The 19,778-nt window shown below is 41.9% G+C and carries 20 protein-coding genes; 14 read left to right on the forward strand and 6 right to left on the reverse strand.

The genetic code is table 11. The features are described from left to right. The first annotated feature begins 108 nt into the window (after window positions 1-108). On the forward strand, window positions 109-2,313 hold the full coding sequence (locus AACM02_RS08925) for an HD domain-containing protein (protein ID WP_339116732.1): 2,205 nt from the start codon (window positions 109-111) through the stop codon (window positions 2,311-2,313). 57 nt (window positions 2,314-2,370) lie between these two features. Here AACM02_RS08925 and AACM02_RS08930 read toward each other — a convergent pair whose 3' ends face one another. Then, window positions 2,371-2,742 carry a 2-amino-4-hydroxy-6-hydroxymethyldihydropteridine diphosphokinase gene (locus AACM02_RS08930; RefSeq protein ID WP_332457710.1) on the reverse strand — a complete coding sequence of 124 codons (372 nt, stop codon included), beginning with the start codon at window positions 2,740-2,742 and terminating at the stop codon, window positions 2,371-2,373. Window positions 2,743-2,841: 99 nt separating this feature from the next. Between AACM02_RS08930 and AACM02_RS08935 the strand changes: the two genes are divergently transcribed. Next, window positions 2,842-4,227: an NfeD family protein gene (locus tag AACM02_RS08935; RefSeq protein WP_339116733.1), complete on the forward strand. Its 1,386-nt coding sequence runs from the start codon at window positions 2,842-2,844 to the stop codon at window positions 4,225-4,227. A gap of 3 nt (window positions 4,228-4,230) precedes the next feature. Here the strand turns inward: AACM02_RS08935 and AACM02_RS08940 are convergent, their stop codons facing one another. After that, the gene (locus AACM02_RS08940; protein WP_339116734.1) at window positions 4,231-4,680 is read right to left on the reverse strand and encodes a type I restriction enzyme HsdR N-terminal domain-containing protein; all 450 of its coding nucleotides are present in this window, start codon (window positions 4,678-4,680) and stop codon (window positions 4,231-4,233) included. Window positions 4,681-4,730: 50 nt separating this feature from the next. On the opposite strand from AACM02_RS08940, the gene AACM02_RS08945 reads away from it, so the two are divergent. Then, window positions 4,731-5,507: an AMP nucleosidase gene (locus AACM02_RS08945; RefSeq protein WP_339116735.1), complete on the forward strand. Its 777-nt coding sequence runs from the start codon at window positions 4,731-4,733 to the stop codon at window positions 5,505-5,507. Between the two features lie 52 nt (window positions 5,508-5,559). After that, on the forward strand, window positions 5,560-6,576 hold the full coding sequence (gene holA / locus AACM02_RS08950; protein WP_339116736.1) for a DNA polymerase III subunit delta: 1,017 nt from the start codon (window positions 5,560-5,562) through the stop codon (window positions 6,574-6,576). Here the strand turns inward: holA and AACM02_RS08955 are convergent. Continuing rightward, complete coding sequence (locus AACM02_RS08955; RefSeq protein ID WP_339116737.1) at window positions 6,573-7,124, reverse strand: glutathione peroxidase; 552 nt, start codon at window positions 7,122-7,124, stop codon at window positions 6,573-6,575. The two genes, holA and AACM02_RS08955, sit on opposite strands and share 4 nt — an antisense overlap. An 823-nt stretch (window positions 7,125-7,947) precedes the next feature. On the opposite strand from AACM02_RS08955, the gene AACM02_RS08960 reads away from it, so the two are divergent. The 8 genes from AACM02_RS08960 to AACM02_RS08995 all read left to right on the forward strand — a co-directional run bounded on the left by AACM02_RS08960 (window position 7,948) and on the right by AACM02_RS08995 (window position 15,305). After that, window positions 7,948-8,406 carry a helix-turn-helix transcriptional regulator gene (locus AACM02_RS08960; protein WP_332457716.1) on the forward strand — a complete coding sequence of 153 codons (459 nt, stop codon included), beginning with the start codon at window positions 7,948-7,950 and terminating at the stop codon, window positions 8,404-8,406. A 148-nt stretch (window positions 8,407-8,554) separates the two neighbouring features. Next, window positions 8,555-9,964, forward strand: a complete 1,410-nt coding sequence (locus AACM02_RS08965; RefSeq protein WP_339116738.1) for an APC family permease — start codon at window positions 8,555-8,557, stop codon at window positions 9,962-9,964. Between the two features lie 115 nt (window positions 9,965-10,079). Further along, window positions 10,080-10,628, forward strand: a complete 549-nt coding sequence (locus AACM02_RS08970) for a class I SAM-dependent methyltransferase (protein ID WP_339116739.1) — start codon at window positions 10,080-10,082, stop codon at window positions 10,626-10,628. Between the two features lie 136 nt (window positions 10,629-10,764). After that, on the forward strand, window positions 10,765-11,538 hold the full coding sequence (locus AACM02_RS08975; protein ID WP_339116740.1) for a dihydroorotate dehydrogenase electron transfer subunit: 774 nt from the start codon (window positions 10,765-10,767) through the stop codon (window positions 11,536-11,538). Further along, a complete protein-coding gene (locus AACM02_RS08980) occupies window positions 11,526-12,437 on the forward strand; it encodes a dihydroorotate dehydrogenase (RefSeq protein ID WP_339116741.1) in 912 nt (303 codons plus the stop codon). The genes AACM02_RS08975 and AACM02_RS08980 overlap by 13 nt, the downstream gene beginning before the upstream one ends. A gap of 118 nt (window positions 12,438-12,555) precedes the next feature. After that, on the forward strand, window positions 12,556-13,593 hold the full coding sequence (asnA, locus tag AACM02_RS08985) for an aspartate--ammonia ligase (RefSeq protein ID WP_339116742.1): 1,038 nt from the start codon (window positions 12,556-12,558) through the stop codon (window positions 13,591-13,593). Between the two features lie 167 nt (window positions 13,594-13,760). Continuing rightward, the gene (gene ung / locus AACM02_RS08990) at window positions 13,761-14,423 is read left to right on the forward strand and encodes a uracil-DNA glycosylase (protein WP_339116743.1); all 663 of its coding nucleotides are present in this window, start codon (window positions 13,761-13,763) and stop codon (window positions 14,421-14,423) included. A gap of 24 nt (window positions 14,424-14,447) precedes the next feature. Continuing rightward, the gene (locus AACM02_RS08995) at window positions 14,448-15,305 is read left to right on the forward strand and encodes an N-acetylmuramoyl-L-alanine amidase-like domain-containing protein (RefSeq protein ID WP_339116744.1); all 858 of its coding nucleotides are present in this window, start codon (window positions 14,448-14,450) and stop codon (window positions 15,303-15,305) included. Between the two features lie 3 nt (window positions 15,306-15,308). Here AACM02_RS08995 and AACM02_RS09000 read toward each other — a convergent pair whose 3' ends face one another. Genes AACM02_RS09000 through AACM02_RS09010 form a run of 3 tightly spaced genes read right to left on the reverse strand, consistent with a single transcriptional unit; the run spans window position 15,309 to window position 18,516 of the window. Next, on the reverse strand, window positions 15,309-15,764 hold the full coding sequence (locus AACM02_RS09000; RefSeq protein WP_339116745.1) for an MgtC/SapB family protein: 456 nt from the start codon (window positions 15,762-15,764) through the stop codon (window positions 15,309-15,311). 3 nt (window positions 15,765-15,767) lie between these two features. After that, window positions 15,768-16,832: a CapA family protein gene (locus AACM02_RS09005; RefSeq protein WP_339116746.1), complete on the reverse strand. Its 1,065-nt coding sequence runs from the start codon at window positions 16,830-16,832 to the stop codon at window positions 15,768-15,770. 10 nt (window positions 16,833-16,842) lie between these two features. After that, a complete protein-coding gene (locus tag AACM02_RS09010; protein WP_339116747.1) occupies window positions 16,843-18,516 on the reverse strand; it encodes a S41 family peptidase in 1,674 nt (557 codons plus the stop codon). A gap of 175 nt (window positions 18,517-18,691) precedes the next feature. Here AACM02_RS09010 and AACM02_RS09015 point away from each other — a divergent pair, with 175 nt between their 5' ends. Next, window positions 18,692-19,099, forward strand: coding sequence for a VanZ family protein (locus AACM02_RS09015; RefSeq protein ID WP_339116748.1), 408 nt, complete (start codon window positions 18,692-18,694; stop codon window positions 19,097-19,099). A 63-nt stretch (window positions 19,100-19,162) separates the two neighbouring features. After that, complete coding sequence (locus AACM02_RS09020) at window positions 19,163-19,747, forward strand: TlpA disulfide reductase family protein (RefSeq protein ID WP_339116749.1); 585 nt, start codon at window positions 19,163-19,165, stop codon at window positions 19,745-19,747. Window positions 19,748-19,778: the final 31 nt, after the last annotated feature.

Genomic DNA, 19,778 nt, shown 5'->3' on the forward strand with positions numbered 1-19,778 from the left:
ACAAACCTGATTTTTTAATCTTTCCCGTGACAAGTTTATGGGTAAAACAGCCAATTTATTTCAAAAAATTGTAATTTTACGTTACAAACCGGATATGAGCTGACAAAAATGAAAACAATACCCACTATATCTTTCGATGACTATGTTCTTTTGCACCGGAGGCTGTATGGTTTATTCCGGCAGAGATGGAGCTTGCAGAAAACCGGCTTTTTGAAAAGAGTCTGGGAGGATTCTCTGCAGAGGTCCGTAGATGAAGGCTCGGAAGATTTGTTGCAAGGCCTTTTGTTTGATATGAAAACAGCGGTGATATTAGTCGACGAGATTGGCTTAAAGTATGCAGTGGTCTGTGCGGTTTTAATGTTCAGGCCGTTGATGAAAGGCTATGTTACGGTTGATGAAATCAGGAAGGAGTTTGGTGAAGAGGTAGCTGTCATTATTCGGGGTTTGAAGAAAGTGAACGACCTGACTGAAAAAAAATCGCGTGTTGAGTCGGAGAATTATATCAAGTTGCTCCTATCCATAGCTGAAGATATCCGTGTGGTTTTCGTACTATTGGCCGAACAATTGCAGTTGATGCGCGATGCGAAAAAGTCGACTCCGGAAAATCGATTGGATCTTTCCGTTGAATCCACTTACCTGTATGCGCCGTTGGCACACCGATTGGGTTTATATACTATTAAGTCGGAACTGGAAGACTTGTCGCTGAAGTATACGGATAGGGAGACTTACGATTTCATTGCCCGGAAACTTAATGAAAGCAAACGTTCTCGAGATAAATATATCGAGGAGTTTATTCATCCGTTAAAGGAACGTCTGGATAAAACAAACCTGAAATACGATATCAAAGGCCGTACAAAATCCATTCATTCCATTAATAACAAGCTGAAAAAACAAAAGATTGAATTCGATAATATTTACGATCTCTTTGCTATACGCATCATCCTTGATTCTCCTTCGGAAATGGAAAAGGCACATTGCTGGCAAGTATATTCCATTGTGACCGATATGTATCAGCCAAATCCGAAGCGGTTGAAAGACTGGTTGTCCATACCCAAAAGCAACGGATACGAGTCATTACATATCACGGTGATGGGGCCGGACTCAAAATGGGTGGAAGTCCAGATCAGGACCCGGCGAATGGATGATATTGCCGAGCGGGGTTTGGCCGCCCACTGGAAATATAAGGGAATAAAAGAAGAATCCACGCTGGACGATTGGTTGAAATCGTTGCGGGAATCCCTGGAGAGCAGAGATGTGGATATCAGGGATAAACTGGGCGATTTTAAACTCGATTTGTACGACGAGGAGATTTTTGTTTTCACCCCGAAAGGCGATCTGTTCAAGCTTCCTAAAGGTGCGTCGGTCCTCGATTTTGCTTTTGCCATACATTCTAAATTGGGTGCTACTTGTGTGTCTGGAAAGGTGAACGGAAAGAATGTGCCGATAAAACACATGCTGAAAAGCGGAGACCAGGTTGAGATAAACACCTCGTCGCACCAGTCTCCCAAACAGGACTGGTTGAATTATGTGGTGACCTCGAAGGCCAAAACCCGGATTCGGCAGTTGCTCAAGGAAGAAGCAGGAAAACAGGTGGATATTGCCAAGGAAATGTTGTCACGACGGATGAAAAACCGCAAGATAGACCTGGACGATCCGCTGTTGATGCAACTGATTAAAAAATTAAAATATAAAACGGTAACAGACTTTTACATCGATATCGCCGCTGAGAAACTGGAAGTGAACTGGGTGATAGACCGTTACTTGGAATTGGGAAGTAAAGAGTTTGAACACAGGGACTTCCTTTCAGCTACTAGCGCTGATAGTTTTGTCCTTAAACCATCTTCGCAAGAAATAAAAAGCTCTGACGAGCTTATTATTGATCAGAACCTGACCGGGGTGGACTACCGGTTGGCAAAATGCTGTAACCCCATTTACGGTGATGAGATTTTTGGATTTGTGTCGTCGCAAGGAATTAAAATTCACCGTACAAGTTGTCCCAACGCACACGATCTGTTCTCGCGTTTTGGTTATCGGATTTTAAAAGCCCGGTGGTCGGGCAAAACCTCGGGGACGGCAAACTATACATCCGTACTGCGCATCATTGGAAATGATCAGCTCAATATTGTAGCTAACTTGATGTCGATCATTTCAAAAGAAGACGGAGTGCAGATGCGCTCCATCTCCATCGATTCAAACGACGGATTATTTCAGGGAAACATCGCTGTAATGCTGGCTAGCACCTCTATGCTGGAACAATTAATAAAAAAACTGAAAGCGGTGAAAGGGGTAAAATCTGTTTCGAGATTGAATTGAACTGAGCTGCTAGTAACGGGGCATTGGAGGAGACGGGTTTATTTGAAACATGCTGAATCAACTGATTAATCGGGTCAACAATGCTTGCACATAAGCTCTCTCATAGTCATCCGGACGAAGAATTTCGTCACCATACTGAAGCAAATCGATATCTATAATAACCTTTCCTGTATCTTTATCGCGCGGTTGCCGTCCCATAGCAAACTCTATCATTTTTAATTTTTGAACAATTTCTTCCGATGGTAAATCGCTGTAAAAAACTGCCAATACATTCCGGAACGGGAAAGAATATTTCTCATCAGTCGCCGTAGTTATTATCGATGGGGTGAAAACAACATCGGGGAAATAATGAGCGAGCATCCTTCTTGCCCTGTCAATATTTTGTTTTGAGTATATATTCGAGCCTAAACTGACTAAGATTTTAACCATAGTAGATTTAAATTTTAAAAGGCAAATATAATCAGTTTTTTTTAAAAGGGGCAACCTAGAAACGAAAAACAACTATCTTTGTAGAAATAAACCTGTTGAATGATGAAAAATATCAGGCTGATTTTCGTTTTGTTTTTCATTCTGTTTGTCTATATGACGTATGGACAGCATTCAAATCCACTGATTTACAAAATCAATATAAAAGAGAACATTGGAAGCAACACCTGGGTATATTTGCAGAACGGAATGCATCAGGCCCTGAACAAGAATGCCGATTGTATACTTCTTCACATGAATACGTACGGTGGCTCTGTTACAGAAGCCGACTCCATGCGTACCGCCATTTTAAATTTTCAGCTTCCCGTTTACGTATTTATAGATAACAACGCTGCTTCTGCCGGTGCACTGATTTCCATTGCGTGCGACAGTATTTTTATGAGATCGGCGGCCTCCATTGGAGCGGCAACTGTAGTGAGCGGCCAGGACGGTTCCAAAGCTCCCGACAAATACCAGTCGTACATGCGTGGAATGATGCGCGCAACAGCAGAAAGTCACGGAAGAGACACGGTCATTCAAAACAGGGATACATTGATAGAGTGGAAACGCGATCCGAAAGTTGCCGAGGCAATGGTGGATGAAAAAATTGTGATACCCGGCTTTGCGGATTCTACCCAGATTCTGACGTTAACGGCAAGTCAGGCCGTTGAGTTGCATTACTGTGACGGCATTGCGGAAAATATCAACCAGATTGCCGTACAGTACCTGGGTTATCGTGATTACGACCTTGAAACGTATAATCCAACGCTTTACGACAGAATTAAAGGCTTATTGATGAACGGAGTTTTGCAGGCCATTTTAATCATGTTAATCATTGGAGGAATTTATTTCGAATTGCAAACGCCGGGGATCGGCTTTCCTACCGCGGTAGCTGTGACGGCTGCCTTGTTGTATTTTACGCCGCTTTACCTGACCGGCTATGCGCAAAACTGGGAGGTTTTGTTGTTTGTATTGGGTTTAATTTTGATTGTCTTTGAGATTTTTGTTATTCCCGGATTCGGAGTGGCAGGTATCTCGGGGATAATACTTGTTTTTACGGCTTTAATACTTGCTCTGGTCGGGAACATCCATTTCGATTTCAGCGGTTTATCTCTCAGGCAACTGTTTCGTGCGATAATGGTTGTTTTTGCAGGAATAGGAATGGGGTTGGCCCTGATAATCTATATGTCGAGCCGGATCGGAAAACCGGGAATTTTCAGCCGCGTTGCCTTGGTTTCCGATCAGGAAGGATATGTTTCTGTGCCTATGGAACCGCTGACATTAGTCGGACAAACCGGAATAGCCTCTACTGTGCTTCGTCCGTCCGGAAAAATAAGGATAGGAGACCAGCATTACGACGCGGTATCGATGAAAGGATTTATAGAAAAGGGAGACGAAGTAGTTGTAAAACGTTACGAAAACTTCCAGCTTTATGTGATGAAGAAATAAACGCTATAAATCCCCGTACTCCGGTATTTCCTGTAAATAATCAAACGACATATCTTCGTAGTTCATTTTACAGCAATAGTGAGACATCCCGTTGGATACAATCAGGTATTTCACTTTCAATACGATATTGTATCTCACTACCTGATCGAAAACCTGTTGAGTAATCTCTATATCGGGTTTCTTAAATTCACAGATAACCACCGGACGGAGGCTGTTGTCATACACAACGGTATCGCATCGTTTGGTGAGCGAGTTTAACCTGATCATCGTTTCATTTGCCATTAAAGAAGCTGGATATCCTTTCTCTGAAATCAGGTAATGCACAAAATGCTGGCGTACCCACTCTTCGGGGGTCAAGGATACATATTTCCTGCGTAACGGATCGAAAATTTCCAAACCGTTAGGGGTTTTTCGGATTTTAGCATCGAAAGTTGGCAAATTTAACGCATACATATGTTATCTTTGTTCATCGGGAAAAGTGATCAGACAAAAGTAAATTAAATATGAGAACCAAACAAGAAATTGTTGAAAATTGGCTTCCACGTTATACAAAGCGCTCTTTGGAAGATTTCACCAAATTCATTCTGTTGACCAATTTTCAAAAATATGTCGAAATTTTTGCCCATCATTTTAACGTTCCTATCTTGGGACTGGATGCCAATATGCCCAGCGCATCGTCCGATGGAGTTACCATCATTAATTTTGGTATGGGGAGCGCCAATGCCGCGACTATCATGGATTTACTGAGTGCGGTTTCTCCAACAGCGGTGTTGTTTCTGGGAAAATGCGGCGGAATAAAAGCACAAAATGAACTTGGTGACTATATATTACCTATTGCTGCTATTCGCGGAGAAGGAACCTCAAACGATTATCTTCCACCCGAAGTGCCTTCATTGCCGGCATTTAGCCTTATGCGTGCCGTTTCTTCAAATATCCGGGATTTTGGGCGTGATTACTGGACCGGAACAGTTTACACCACGAATCGTCGCGTGTGGGAATATGACGATGAATTCAAAAACTACCTGCGGAAATTGCGCGTAATGGCTGTGGACATGGAAACGGCAACATTATTCACGTGCGGCTTTGCCAATCATATTCCTACGGGTGCCCTGCTGTTGGTTTCGGACCAACCCATGATTTCTACAGGCGTAAAGACCGATAAAAGCGATAAGGTCATTACCGAGAATTTCGTGGAAGAACACGTTAAGATTGGCATTAAATCGCTTACCACACTTATCAACAGAGGTTCAACGGTAAAACATCTCCGGTTTGACTGGTAATGATGACGGATGCTGAAATCTTTATATCTAAAAATTTAAAAGTCAAAAATAAATGGCCAACATTACCTTCGATTCACTGAAAAAAGACATTTCCAACCGGAATTTTGCCCCCGTCTATTTGTTGATGGGGGACGAAGCCTATTTCATAGATCAACTGACGGAGCTGTTGTTGGAGAAAGTACTTACTGAGACCGAAAAAGATTTCAACCTGCTCACATTTTACGGGGTGGATTCTGATGTGAATGCCATTGTAGCTGCAGCACGACGTTTTCCGATGATGGCTGAATACCAGCTTATTGTAGTGAAAGAGGCGCAGGAACTCAATAAGTTTGACCTGTTGGATTCTTACGTCAAAAATCCATTGAAAAGTACGGTGTTGGTTATTAGCTACAAACACGGTACCGTAGATAAAAGAAAGGCTGTGATAAAGCATATTGAAAAAAACGGAGGAGTAGTGTTTGAGTCGAAAAAGTGGTACGAAAACCAGGTACCGTCTTTTATAAAAAACTATTTTTCCGAGAGAAGGATCCGGATCGATGAGAAATCGGCTCAGATGATTACCGATTTTGTAGGGAACGACATCAGTAAACTTATTCAGCAGCTTCAAAAACTGGAAGTTTCCCTTCCCGAAGGTTCCAACACGGTTACTTCGGAACTTATAGAAAAAAATGTGGGTATCAGCAAAGATTACAACAATTTTGAGTTGTTAAAAGCCATTGCTGAAAAAAACATCTTGAAAGCCAATACAATAGTCGATTATTTCGGTAAAAATCAAAAGGACAACCCCAGCGTTGTCACGTTGTCGGTTTTGTTCAACTACTTCAGCAATTTGTTGGAATGCTTTTGGTTACCGCAAAAAAACGAGCAAAACGTGATGTTGGCGCTTAACCTGAAATCATCGTTTTTCGCCCGTGATTACATGACCGGTCTACGGAATTACAACGCTGTAAAAGTAATGGAGATTATCACCTGCTTACGCATTTTCGACGGGAAATCCAAAGGGATCGATAATGTCTCTGCTTCTCCCGGAGAATTACTTAAAGAATTGGTTTACAAAATAATGCATTAGTCTTTTGTCAACCAATCCAGAATGACTTTGCTTTTGGGACTTTCTTTAGGCATCACCACATCCACCAGGTTTCCTTTCTTATCAATCAGGAATTTTTGGAAATTCCAAGTGACTTCCTGGTCAATTTTTCCATTTTCAGATTTTTGGGTCAGCCATTTATAAAGAGGAGCTTGATCATTGCCGGCAACACTAATTTTTTCCATCATCGGGAAAGTCACGCCGTAATTCAAGGTACAAAACTCTTTTATCTCTTTGTTGGATCCGGGTTCCTGATCCTTGAAGTTATTCGCAGGGAATCCAATGATAACGAAGCCCGTGTCCTTATATTCATCGTAGAGTTCCTGAAGAAGTTCGTATTGGGGAGTGAACCCGCATTTTGAAGCAACATTAACGATCATGACTTTTTTTCCCTTAAACTGAGAAAGGTCGAATTTCTTTCCGTCGATATCAATAACTGTAAAATCGTATAGATTTTTTTGTTTGTTTTGGGCAGATGCCAGCAGAACAACGGTGATGAACAGTAAAACTGAAATTATTCCTTTTTTCATTTTTTTATACGTTTAAAGTTTCACAAATTAAATCATTTTTCTCTGATTTTCCATTTTTTACTCTTATTATTTATCAGATCACTTTTTTTAGCATAGATTTTTAGTATCAATTGTTTGATTATCAGTAAATAATAGTTTTTTGAATCCTACGAGAATCGATTATTTCTATTGACATGGGGAGTTCCCGGTATTTTTTTGTTTTTAGTGGAGTTCTGGTGTATTTCGAGTATTTATCCTCTGTCTTCCCAAATGCTACTGATTGCTTGACGAAAAAATACGGTTCGGCTTAAATAAATTTTCAACAGTCGTTGAATAATTACAAGCAATAAGACACATACAAATAATTTACTTTTGTATCCATTTCAAAAGTAAACAACAAATGTACCAAGACTAAGATCAAACATAAATACCAAAAAGTATAAAACATTTGTATATTTATTATTTTAACAAACAGATAATCAATTTATTTGTAGATACTAAATATCTATAAATCATATAGTTAAAATCATTTATTAAATTTATAGATTAGTTTTTAGCGATTTTCAACCCTAAGAATGCGGATAATTTGTTAAATAATAGCATTATATATTATTTATAATGATATATATCAGTACTATAGATTAATATTTTAAAGTTTATATTTTTTCAGTTTTTGACGTTGTTAACCGTTGTTATTTTATTTGCAAGTACAATTGTTTATTGATTAGATACTTTTGTAATTAACAAATATATATTTTAATAATTTCTATTTGTAAATAATGTTTCGTACATTTGTATCTAAATTAAATACTGAATATTTATTCATTATTCATATTCTTGCATCATGAGAGAACGAATTAGACAAATAATGGAAAATGAAAATTTGACGCCGGCAAAATTTGCCGATAGACTTCAGATTAACCGGGCCAATATTTCTCATATTCTAAACGGAAGAAACAACCCTAGCCTCGATGTCGTTACCAAAATTTTATCAGGAATGCCGTACATCAATACTGAGTGGCTAATCAATGGTACAGGACAGATGTATAAAGATGGATTTGATATGGATTCTATACCTAAAGAACATGATTTATTCCATCAGGGTCCTCCTGCAACACCCCAGGAGAAAGAAACGGTCGTTAAACCTGAAGGAATTGACGTTAATAAGCCTGAAAAAAATATTCAAGTTATTGAAAATAAGATTATTGATGCTCAGAAAAATAATGATAAAAAAATCAGGCAAATAATTATTTATTACAACGACAGCACATTTGAAACTTTTGTACCGCAGCCGGTTAAATAATGTGTTGTTTTTGACGCTTTCCCTATTCCTCAAAAATTAAATTTCCTTTCCCGTTCAATCCGGAACCCTTGTTTTATTTGACGGATACCTGTAGAACATTAATAAATTAATTATTTGTATCTTTGGATTTGCGATAACTGATGGTGTTATGCAAAAGAACAACGCAAATACAGGCAACGGATCAACAGTTGACAGCAGGATTTCTTCGGATCAAAACGAGATATGTCCGCCCGCAGCTCCCAAACCTACATTACGCCTTATAGACGCTATTGTTCTGATTACAGGCATTGTGATCGGTGCTGGAATTTTCAGAACACCGTCGGTGGTTGCAGCGAACACTCCCGATGGATTTTGGTTCTTGAGTGTCTGGGTGCTGGGAGGCCTGGTTTCTCTTGCCGGTGCGCTTTGCTATTCGGAGCTTAGCTCTGCCTTTCCCAGTGCTGGAGGCGATTACCATTTTTTAAGAATGGCGTTTGGTAATGGGTTCTCTTTCTTGTTTGCCTGGGCGCGTATTGCGGTTATTCAAACAGGCTCCATTGCTATACTGGCTTATATTGCGGGTGACTATATGTCGAAACTGCTATCGTTTGGCGAACATTCAGCCTCTTTTTATGCTGTTCTCGTAGTGGTTCTGCTCACCCTGGTAAATAGGCTGGGAATTCAATTCGGAACTGGCCTTCAAAAGCTTCTGTCCGCATTGCAGTTTACCGGCATACTGATCATCATCGTAGTGGGTTTTTTTGTAGAGCCCGATATTTCGTCAACAGCCTCTCCGGGTATTGAATCATCGCCCTCTTTTCAATCATTCAGCCTGGCTCTTATTTTTGTTTTATTGACTTTTGGCGGATGGAATGAGGCAGCTTATGTCTCTTCGGAGTTGAAGGCTGGCAGTAGGAAGATGGTATTTGTGCTGGTTGCGGGTATTTTGATCATAACCGCGGTGTACCTTCTTATCAATATGGCTTTTTTGAATGTGTTGGGACTTCCTGGGATGGCTGCGTCGGATGCCGTTGGGGTGGATATGATGAGGGTTACGCTTGGAAAAAAAGGGGTTGTTTTAATAGGCTTGCTGGTAATATTCTCTGCTTTAACATCATTAAACACAACTATTTTTACGGGTGCACGATCCAATTATGCACTGGGAAAAGATTTCAGTCTGTTTGCCACTCTCGGAAAATGGAACGAAAGAAAGTCTGCGCCGCTCAATTCCCTTCTTATTCAAGGTGTCATTGCTGTTTTGCTTATAATTTTCGGAGCATTTAGCCGGAGCGGATTCGAATCCATGGTCGATTTTACAGCACCCGTTTTTTGGTTTTTCTTTTTGTGTATGGGCATTGGATTGATTGTACTGCGGGTAAAGATGCCTGACGTACCACGACCGTTCAAAGTTCCGTTGTTCCCGGTAACCCCGCTCTTGTTTGTTGTGTTTTGTGGATATTTACTTTATTCGAGTCTGTCTTATACCGGCAAAGGTGCTTTATTGGGGGCGGCACTTTTAATCATCGGGCTGATTTTTTACCTTCTTTTTAAAAACAAGATTGTAGCCAGGAAGGATTAACAGTCTTAAATTGTTAATTTTACCTTATTTATTCTTACATCGGTTGAACAATTAACGGTACCCGTTGATTTATTACATAAGACCCTTATTTTCTAACAATTAAAAATTACACAACATGAAATCAGTCAAGTGCTTGTTTGTTTTGTTATTCACGTTGGCATTCACACAGTTAAATGCCCAGATAGATCTTGACGTTCCCTATGTTCCTACTCCGATGGAGGTGGTAGATGTTATGCTTGATTTGGCAAAAGTGAACAGGAGCGATGTCGTTTACGATTTGGGATGCGGTGATGGGCGTATAGTGATAACTGCTGCCAAAAAATATGGAGCTACCGGGATAGGAGTGGATCTGAACCCGGAAAGGATTGAGGAGGCCAATGCTTATGCTAAGAAAAAAGGAGTAGAAAAGAAAGTGAAATTTTACGAAGGAAATCTTTTCGATTTTGATTTCAGTAAAGCTACTGTGCTAACCCTTTATCTGCTACCGGATGTCAACCTGAAATTAATGCCGAAAATACTGAAAGAAATGAAACCGGGAAGCAGGGTTGTTTCTCATGCTTTTGACATGGGTGACTGGAAGCCAGATAAGCAGGTATCAGTAGATGGCAGAACGGTATATTTGTGGACGGTTCCCAAAAGAAAGGATAGCAGCCGGATAAAATAGAGAAAAGGGGTTTTTAAAAAACCGTAATCCTGCTTCAGAACCAGGTTTGCCCTTTGCAAGCCTGGTTTTATCTTTGTGCGCCTGTGCAGGAATTGAAAATTATAGTGTAAATTTGTACCCAATAAAGTTTTCACCGATGAAAGTACTCGACTTCATTGTTCGCTCAAACGAACCTCTTAATTACCAGAACAACCTGATCAAGGTTACTCCGGCAGATAATGATACGTTGCCCGATATGTTTCCGGGACAGTTTGTTCAGGTTTTAGTAAGTAATTCAGGCAATGTGTTTCTTCGAAGGCCTATATCCATAAACTTTGTAGATAAGGAAAAAAATGAAATGTGGCTTTTGATACAGCGTGTGGGTGAAGGAACCCGAAAAATATGTGAAACACCTGCAGGTCAACTATTGAATCTGATTTTTCCGCTGGGCAACTCCTTTACCATTCCGAAGAAAGAGGGCAAATACCTGCTTGTGGGAGGGGGAGTGGGCACTGCTCCCATGCTTTTTCTGGGGAAAAAACTCAATGAAAAAGGGTATTCTCCCGAGTTCCTGTTAGGGGGACGTTCCCAAAGGGATATACTTCAATTGAGTGATTTTGAGGCGTTGGGAACAGTGTACTGTACTACTGAGGACGGATCGTTGGGCGAAAAAGGATTTGTAACCGATCATTCTGTTCTTCGGAACAACGTATACGACTTTATTTATACATGCGGACCAAAACCTATGATGGTGGCGGTAGCCCGGTATGCACGCACGAACAAAACCGGATGTGAAGCATCATTGGAAAATCTTATGGCGTGCGGTTTCGGAGCTTGCCTCTGTTGTATCGAGAAAACAACCCGGGGAAATCTTTGCGCCTGCACCGATGGACCCGTCTTTAACATTAACGAACTCACATGGATCGATTAAAAGTAAATATCGGAGAACTGGAATTGCAAAATCCGGTAACCACGGCATCGGGAACCTTCGGTTACGGAGTGGAATATGCTGATTTCATTGACTTGAACCGGTTGGGGGCAATTTTTGTCAAGGGAACTACCCTGGAGCCGAGACAAGGCAACGACTATCCCAGGATGGCTGAAACACCTTCCGGAATGCTTAATTCTGTCGGCTTGCAAAATAAAGGTGTGGACTACTTTGTCGAACATATTTATCCCGGAATAAAAGGGTACAATACCTGCATAATCGTTAATGTATCGGGCTCAACGCTCGATGATTACGTAAAATGTTCCGAAAGACTGGCCGATTTGGATAAAGTTCCTGCCATTGAACTGAACATTTCCTGCCCCAACATCAAAGAGGGCGGAATGGCTTTTGGTACTTCGTGCCAGTCGGCTGCAAACGTTACCAGAGCAGTTCGCAATGTTTACCATAAGACATTGATTGTAAAGTTATCGCCCAACGTTACCGATATAGCTGATATTGCGAGAGCGGTTGAGGATGAGGGGGCTGATTCTGTCTCGCTGGTAAATACATTTCTGGGAATGGCTATCGATGCGGAAACCAGAAGGCCCAGGCTCTCCACCGTGACGGGAGGGTTGTCGGGTCCGTGTATAAAGCCTATCGCGCTGCGAATGGTTTGGCAAGTATACAATGCCGTGAAAATTCCGGTTATCGGGATGGGAGGAATTTCAAATGCAGCCGATGCCATTGAATTTATGCTTGCCGGGTCGACAGCCATACAAATCGGGACCTATAACTTTATAGATCCTGCGGTTTCCATGAAAGTAATCGACGGAATTACCGATTACCTGGATAGGCATAATTTGAAGTCAGTCAGCGAAATAATAGGCAAACTAGAGGTTTAATGCTCTTTTGATCTTATTTTATTAAAAAAATTGTCAAAATGAGTATTTGTGATGAAAATATTTGACAAACTGAATAATTGATGTATCTTTGCAGACGATTACATCAAAACGGTATAAAATGTCAAACCTGATTGTTCCAAAAGGATATAAACCCTTGTTAAATCTAAGGCAGACGGAGCTTGGAATTAAAAAAATCAAGGATTTTTTTCAGCAAAATTTAGCATCGGAGTTACGTTTACGGCGTGTTACCGCACCTCTTTTTGTGGAAAAGGGAACCGGAATCAACGACGACCTGAATGGAATAGAGCGTCCGGTGAGTTTTCCTATTAAGGATATGAACGATACCGTTGCTGAAATTGTACATTCTCTTGCCAAATGGAAAAGAATGACTCTGGCCGATTACGGAATAGAAAAGGGGTATGGTATTTATACCGACATGAATGCTATCAGAGCTGATGAAGAATTGGACAACCTGCATTCGCTTTATGTTGACCAGTGGGATTGGGAGTTGGTAATCGATGAAAAAGAAAGAACGGTTGCGTTCCTGAAAGATGTTGTAAAGCGGATTTACAGCGCTATGCTCCGTACCGAATATCTGGTACATGAATATTTTCCTCAGTTAACACCTGAGCTTCCACGCGAAATAACCTTCATTTCTTCTGAAGATTTGTTGCAAAAATATCCGGATCTGGCGGCAAAGGAACGAGAAGATGCCATAGCAAGAGAATGCGGAGCCGTTTTTATTATTGGTATCGGGGGGAGCTTATCTAACGGTGAGCCACACGATGGACGTTCTGCCGATTACGACGACTGGACAACACTCAACGAGGAGGGTTTCGAGGGATTGAATGGCGATTTGCTTGTTTGGAACTCCGTGCTAGATAGGGCTGTGGAACTGTCATCCATGGGAATTCGGGTGGACAAGAAAGCCTTGTTGAAGCAGTTAAAAATCAAAAATCAGGAGGAAAAACTCCGTTTGTTTTTTCACAAACGGTTGGTCAACGATGAACTTCCCCTTTCCATAGGTGGAGGGATAGGACAGTCACGCTTGTGTATGTACTATTTGCGTAAAGCGCATATCGGGGAGATCCAGGCCAGCATATGGTCGAAAGAAATGAGAAGGGAGGCTGCAGAGAACGATATCTTCCTGATATAAGCCGAAGACTTTTCTGTTGAATTTCATTGAAAATTCCTGTTTCTGCTTGTTTTTTTGTATTTTTACTCACCAAAAACCAACTGTTGCGTCAGGCTATGCGAACAGACAATGCTTAAGCCTGCATGAGTCATGCCTTAGCAAGCAATAGTCTAGCTTTATAAACCGTTATGACTGTAAAAATAGAAGAGAGCTGGAAACAACGACTGAGTGAAGAGTTTGAAAAACCTTATTTTAAAACCCTGACTGATTTCGTACGGCAGGAGTATTCCACACGAGCCGTTTATCCGCCGGCAAAGCTGATTTTTAACGCTTTTGACCAATGCCCTTTTGAGCAGGTAAAGGTGGTTATTGTGGGTCAAGATCCGTATCACGAACCCGGACAGGCTCATGGATTGTGTTTTTCAGTGAACGATGGAGTACAAATTCCTCCATCGCTGGTCAATATATACAAAGAGATTCACAACGATTTAGGAAACCCCGTTCCGGCATCGGGAAACTTGGAAAGATGGAGCAGACAGGGGGTTCTTTTATTGAATGCAACGCTAACTGTCCGTGCCCATCAGGCCGGCTCACACCAACACAAAGGATGGGAAGAATTTACCGATTCCGCTATTTATCACCTCGCCAACGAACGTGAAAATCTGGTTTTCCTCCTTTGGGGAGCCTATGCACAGCGTAAAGGTTCCGTTGTTGATACGAACAGACATCTTGTGTTGAAATCCCCGCACCCTTCGCCATTATCTGCACATCGGGGATTCTTTGGAAACAAGCATTTTAGTAAAACAAACACGTATTTACGGGCTCACGGTATTTCCCCCATAGATTGGTAAATGTAAACTTCAACAAATCTTCAAATGTTGCCTAAACCCATTCATTTTTTCTTATTTTTCTCCTTTTTTTTTGATGTTCAGGTCTCCTTTACCCAATCCATCGATTGGGAACCGCAGGACAAAATTATTTTCGAGCATTACAGAAAACACATAGACCCTATCCGGTCAAAATCAAAAGAACTGATTTTGCAACAGACAGCGGAATTTTTTCTCAATGCGCCTTATGTTGCCGGGACTTTGGATAAAAACGATACCGAAAGACTGGTGATAAATTTACGGGAATTCGATTGTGTGACTTTTGTGGAAACAGTTATTGCCCTTGCTAACACAGTTGTTTCGGACGATCTTTCGTTTGACAATTTTGCTTCGCAACTAAAACGAATCAGGTATAGAAATGGTGTTGTCGATGGTTACGATTCCCGGCTGCATTACACTTCTGACTGGATTTACGATAACGTGAAAAAGAAAATTTTATCGGAAGCAAGCCTACGGTTGGGTGGAATATCTGAAACGAAAACCATCGATTTTATGACCACGCACCGCACTGCTTACCGTTTGTTGGAAACAGACGATCAAATGCTCGAAAGAATAAGGAATATTGAAGGCGAGATAAACGCCAGGGGAGGATTTTACTACCTCCCTAAAGAAAAGTTAGAGTCAGCGAAAGTAGATATTCCACATATGGCGATGATTGCCTTTACCACCTCCATCAAAGGGTTGGACACCACACACACGGGGTTTGCCTACAAAAAGGACGGTAAACTGACGTTTATCCACGCATCGAGTGCGAAAAACAACGTGGTGATTGATGAAAAAACGTTGAGTGATTATTGTAAGAAGCAAAAATCCTGTACGGGAATCACGGTAATGCTTGTCCGTTGATTTCTATTCGAATGAATGATCGTTGTTATTTCCGGCTTTCTTTTTCTTCTCTCCCATAAACCATTTGTCCGCTTTCTTGAAGGCCGTATTGACCAGGATAATCAACAGGGCGGAAATCAACAGCTCCACATACAAACCCAATCCGGCAAGGGAGCCCAGGGCGGCGCTGCACCATATCGTAGCCGCAGTGGTGAGGCCCTGGACATTGATACCCCTGTGCAGGATCACACCCGCTCCCAGAAAGCCGATTCCCGTTACGATCTGGCCGATTATCCGGGTAGGGTCTCCGCCGTTTTCGGTTAAAATTACATTGATCAGCACGTAAATACAGGCACCTACCGATACCAGGGTATTGGTACGGAATCCCGCACTTTTATTATTGATTTGACGTTCAAGTCCCACGGCGCCACCGGCAGCAACTGCCGCCAGCAGGCGAAAAACAAACTCCCATGTTGGCATAGCTTAAAACGATCCAATTAGTTGATCGGCCTTGGTTGCAAAGATATTCATTTTTTGCCATTCTTCCGGGGTTAGCTCCGGAATTGCCTTTTTTTTGTGTTCCTCTACCGGAATAAGCGTATATTTCAACTTCCCGTTCTCGGTATGTTTTCTCACCCAGATCAACGAGTAACTGCACGATTTTATCTTCACCGGACTGTTATCATCCGCCATATGGATAACTATCTCAGCCATTGCCCCGCCGTCGGTATTTATTTTTTGCTGGTTGGAGACGAAATTACCGAGCGAATAATAAACAACGGTCTCAATCTCGTTGTTTGTTTTATTCTTAGCCAACGGTTGTACTACGTGCGGATGATTGCCGATAATGATTCTGACACCGTTCCTGAAAAGAAAACTGGCCAGCCTTTTCTGTTCGGCATTCGGACGGGTTATGTATTCATCGCCCCAATGCATATTGGCGATAACGATATCGGGGTTATAAAGTTGCGTGAGCCTTAAATCGCTTTTCATTTGCAGCGTATCGATGACGTTCACCATATGGGGCGCAGTAACCGGGAGTCCGTTGGTGTCGTACGTGTAGTTCAGGAAAGCAATCCGGATACCGTTTTTAATAACCATAAGAGGGTAGTTCAATGCCCGGAAGTCTTTCGAACGGAATACTCCTGTATGTTTTATCCCGATGGAATCCAGCACGCCGAGTGTGCGCTCAACTCCCCTGCGCCCTTTATCAACGACGTGGTTGTTGGCCAGAAAGAAAATATCAAATCCCGCATCTTTCAATCCGGAAGCAAACTCGTCGGGAGCACTAAATTGTGGATATCCCGAATAAGGTTTTCCAGCTAATGTGGTCTCGAAATTCACACAAGCGATGTCTGCAGACACTATTTTCTCCTTCAGCAAATAAAAACAGGAATCGTAATTGTATCCGTCAGGGGTTTGTGCTGCACGTATTTGCGGCAGGTGTTGCATAGCGTCTCCGGCAAAAATCAACCTTACCTGTTTCTCCTGGGCTTGTGAAAGTGAAAAGGCAAGGAACAGAAATAAAGTTGAAGCAGTGAAACGCACGGCAAGTGGGTTATTGAGGTCCGGTTACGGGTTGCGGCTGGAGCGTGCGAGCGTAAAGTTGTTTGTCTTTCAGCACTTCTTTGGCCTTCTTCAGTGCCGCATCATCCTTCAGCTTATACATCAGTACACCTTCTTTGTAATAGTACCGCTGAACAATCTCGGTTTCGATCATCTGCCTGATCTCTTTACTGAAAAGTTCCAGGTCACGATCGAGGTTGGGTTGCAATTTTTCTTCCAGTGCCTTGAATTCTTCCGAAGCTGTGTTGAAATATCCCTCGAACTCCATGATGTTTTTTAACGACTGTAACGAGCGGTTGCTCATTTGGTCGTACTGAAAATCCTTGCTTTTTACAAACTGTTTAAACAGTTCGTAATCAGCGTCGGAAAGATGAAAATTGGCGGGAGGTGCAACGGACGGATGTTTTAGGGCCCAATCGGTGACGTAGTCGAAAATAATGTTTTCGGTAAGTAAATAATAACCGATCGTGCCGCTTTTTTCCTGGAGAATGACGTAGTCAGGGGTGATACCGCCGCCATCACGCACTTCACGACCGCTTTTAGTTTTGAAAACATGCGTCAAACTATCCGGAACACGTGCTACGGAACCATCGGGATTGCGGTGCGAATAATCCAGGGCCTGAATACAACGTCCGCTTGGAATGTAATACTTCGATGTAGTGATTTTGATGTTTCCACCGTAAGGTAAATCACGTGGTGTCTGCACCAAGCCTTTTCCGAAGGAGCGATTGCCGATAATAACAGCCCGGTCCAAATCCTGAAGTGAGCCGGCAACAATTTCAGAGGCAGAAGCCGAGCCGGTATCGATAAGCACAACAATCGGCATAAGTGTATCGATCGGTTGGTTTTGAGTGTGATACGATCTGTCCCATTGTTTTACCTTGCCTCTTGTGGAAACAATCTCAAGCCCTTTCTGCACGAAGAAGTTGACAACGTTGACGGCTTCATCCAAAATACCTCCACCGTTTCCGCGCAGGTCAATAACCAGAGATTCAGCGCCTTTTTTCTTCAGATCCAGGATCGTTTCCTTAACCCGGTTCGAGCTGCCGTTGGTAAAGCCGGAATAATGCAAATATCCCACGGCATCATCCAAAACGGCAGAATAGGTGATGGGGTCGATTTCTATTTTTTCGCGAACAAGGGTTATCTCGCGGGATTTGTTTTCTCCGGGACGTTGAATTTTCAGTTTCAACGTTGTTCCGGGAGTTCCTTTTAACTTATCGCTGACCTCTTTTACGGATGCTTTTACCATATCCGCTCCGTCAATTTCCAGAATGGCATCGCCTGCCTTTAGGCCTGCTTTATCGGCCGCAAGTCCTTTGTAGGGTTCGTTGATAATCACCCGGTTGTTGTTGTAGGAAATGATTGACCCTATGCCGCCATATTCGCCTGTAGTCATAAATTGAAGATCACCGATATTCTCTTCGGCATAGTACTCCGTATAGGGATCCATCCGGGCCAGCATGGTGCGGATGGTTCCGTTGATCAAACTGTCTACCTTTACGCTGTCCACGTAGAACATATCCAATTCCCTGATCACGGAGTTGAAAATATCGATGCTTTTGTTGATATCGAAATACCGTTGATTTTTATCGGTTTGCGTGGTTTGGGCTTTAACGGTTGTTGCGATTAATACGATTAATAGAAGAAAAGAAATTTTTTTCATATTTAAAGAAATCCGAAAATGATCGTTTTGTATGTTGTTTTTTGTATTTAGCTGACAAAGAAACGAATTTTTCAGGAATTTAAGGGATTGTTTTAGTTATATGTTTTTAAAATTGAGCGTGGAGTCATGTTTTTAAATTATCTTTGAGACGTTTTTTGCAAAACGATGTTCCTATATGAATAATTATCTCCGTCATATTCTTCTTCCCGTTTTTGTTGGATTCCTGATTTTCACCGTAACCTGCTTGATTAGTTCTGATGATGTCCCTCAACTTCCACAAATTATAGCTTGGGACAAGATAGCTCACTTCGGAATGTTTTTTGTATTGTCGGCCGTCTCCTTGTTTGATTATTATCGCTTGCATAACGGTCGTCCCAGAATGAGCCGCTGGGTTTTCTGGGGATTTATTTTACCTGTTATATACGGAGCAGCTATTGAACTGATGCAGAAGTACTTCTTTAGCTCGCGCAGTGCAGAACTGGCCGATTTTTTGGCCGACCTCCTGGGTTCCCTTACCGCTTGGCTTATCGCTTTATTTTTATACAAAAAAAATCGGAAACAGGAAAAAAAACTATCTTTGTGAAGTGTAAACGAAGAACAAAGCGTTTAGCGTAAAAGATTTATTTTTGAAAACCGTTAAAATCATATGCTTAAAGGATTATCTTTCATTTTTTTATTTGTCCTGGCGTTGGTATCGTGTAACCCTTCCGTGAAAAAGAACGATGTTAATACGCAAAAACAAAATACCGTTCAGGTTCAGGATACCCTTGACCGCCAATACCGGGTAAAAGTAGGAGACCCTGCTCCCGATTTTGAGATGGCTTTGCCCGACGGTAAAAAAATAAAACTATCCGATTTGCGCGGGAGAGTGGTGATGCTGCAATTTACCGCCAGTTGGTGCGGGGTTTGTCGGAAAGAAATGCCGCACATCGAGAAAGAGATATGGCAAAAACACAAAGACAATCCCCAGTTTGCGTTGTATGGTATTGACCGGGAGGAACCGGCAGAAAAAATTCAGGTGCTGCGCGAGGCAACCGGTGTTACCTATCCCATTGGAATGGATCCGGATGCGGGAATCTTCGGGTTGTACGCCGAAAAAGATGCCGGCATCACGCGCAATATCATTATTGACAGGGAGGGTAAGATCGTTATGCTTACCCGGTTGTTTGAAGAAGAGGAATTCAACGAAATGGTTTCCTTGATTGACAAGTTGCTGAGAGCTATGAGTTAAGATTAAATGTACTACATAACACAAAAAAGAT

The sequence above is a fragment of the Petrimonas sp. genome, from assembly GCF_963921705.1.
In the GTDB taxonomy this organism is placed as follows: domain Bacteria; phylum Bacteroidota; class Bacteroidia; order Bacteroidales; family Dysgonomonadaceae; genus Petrimonas; species Petrimonas sulfuriphila.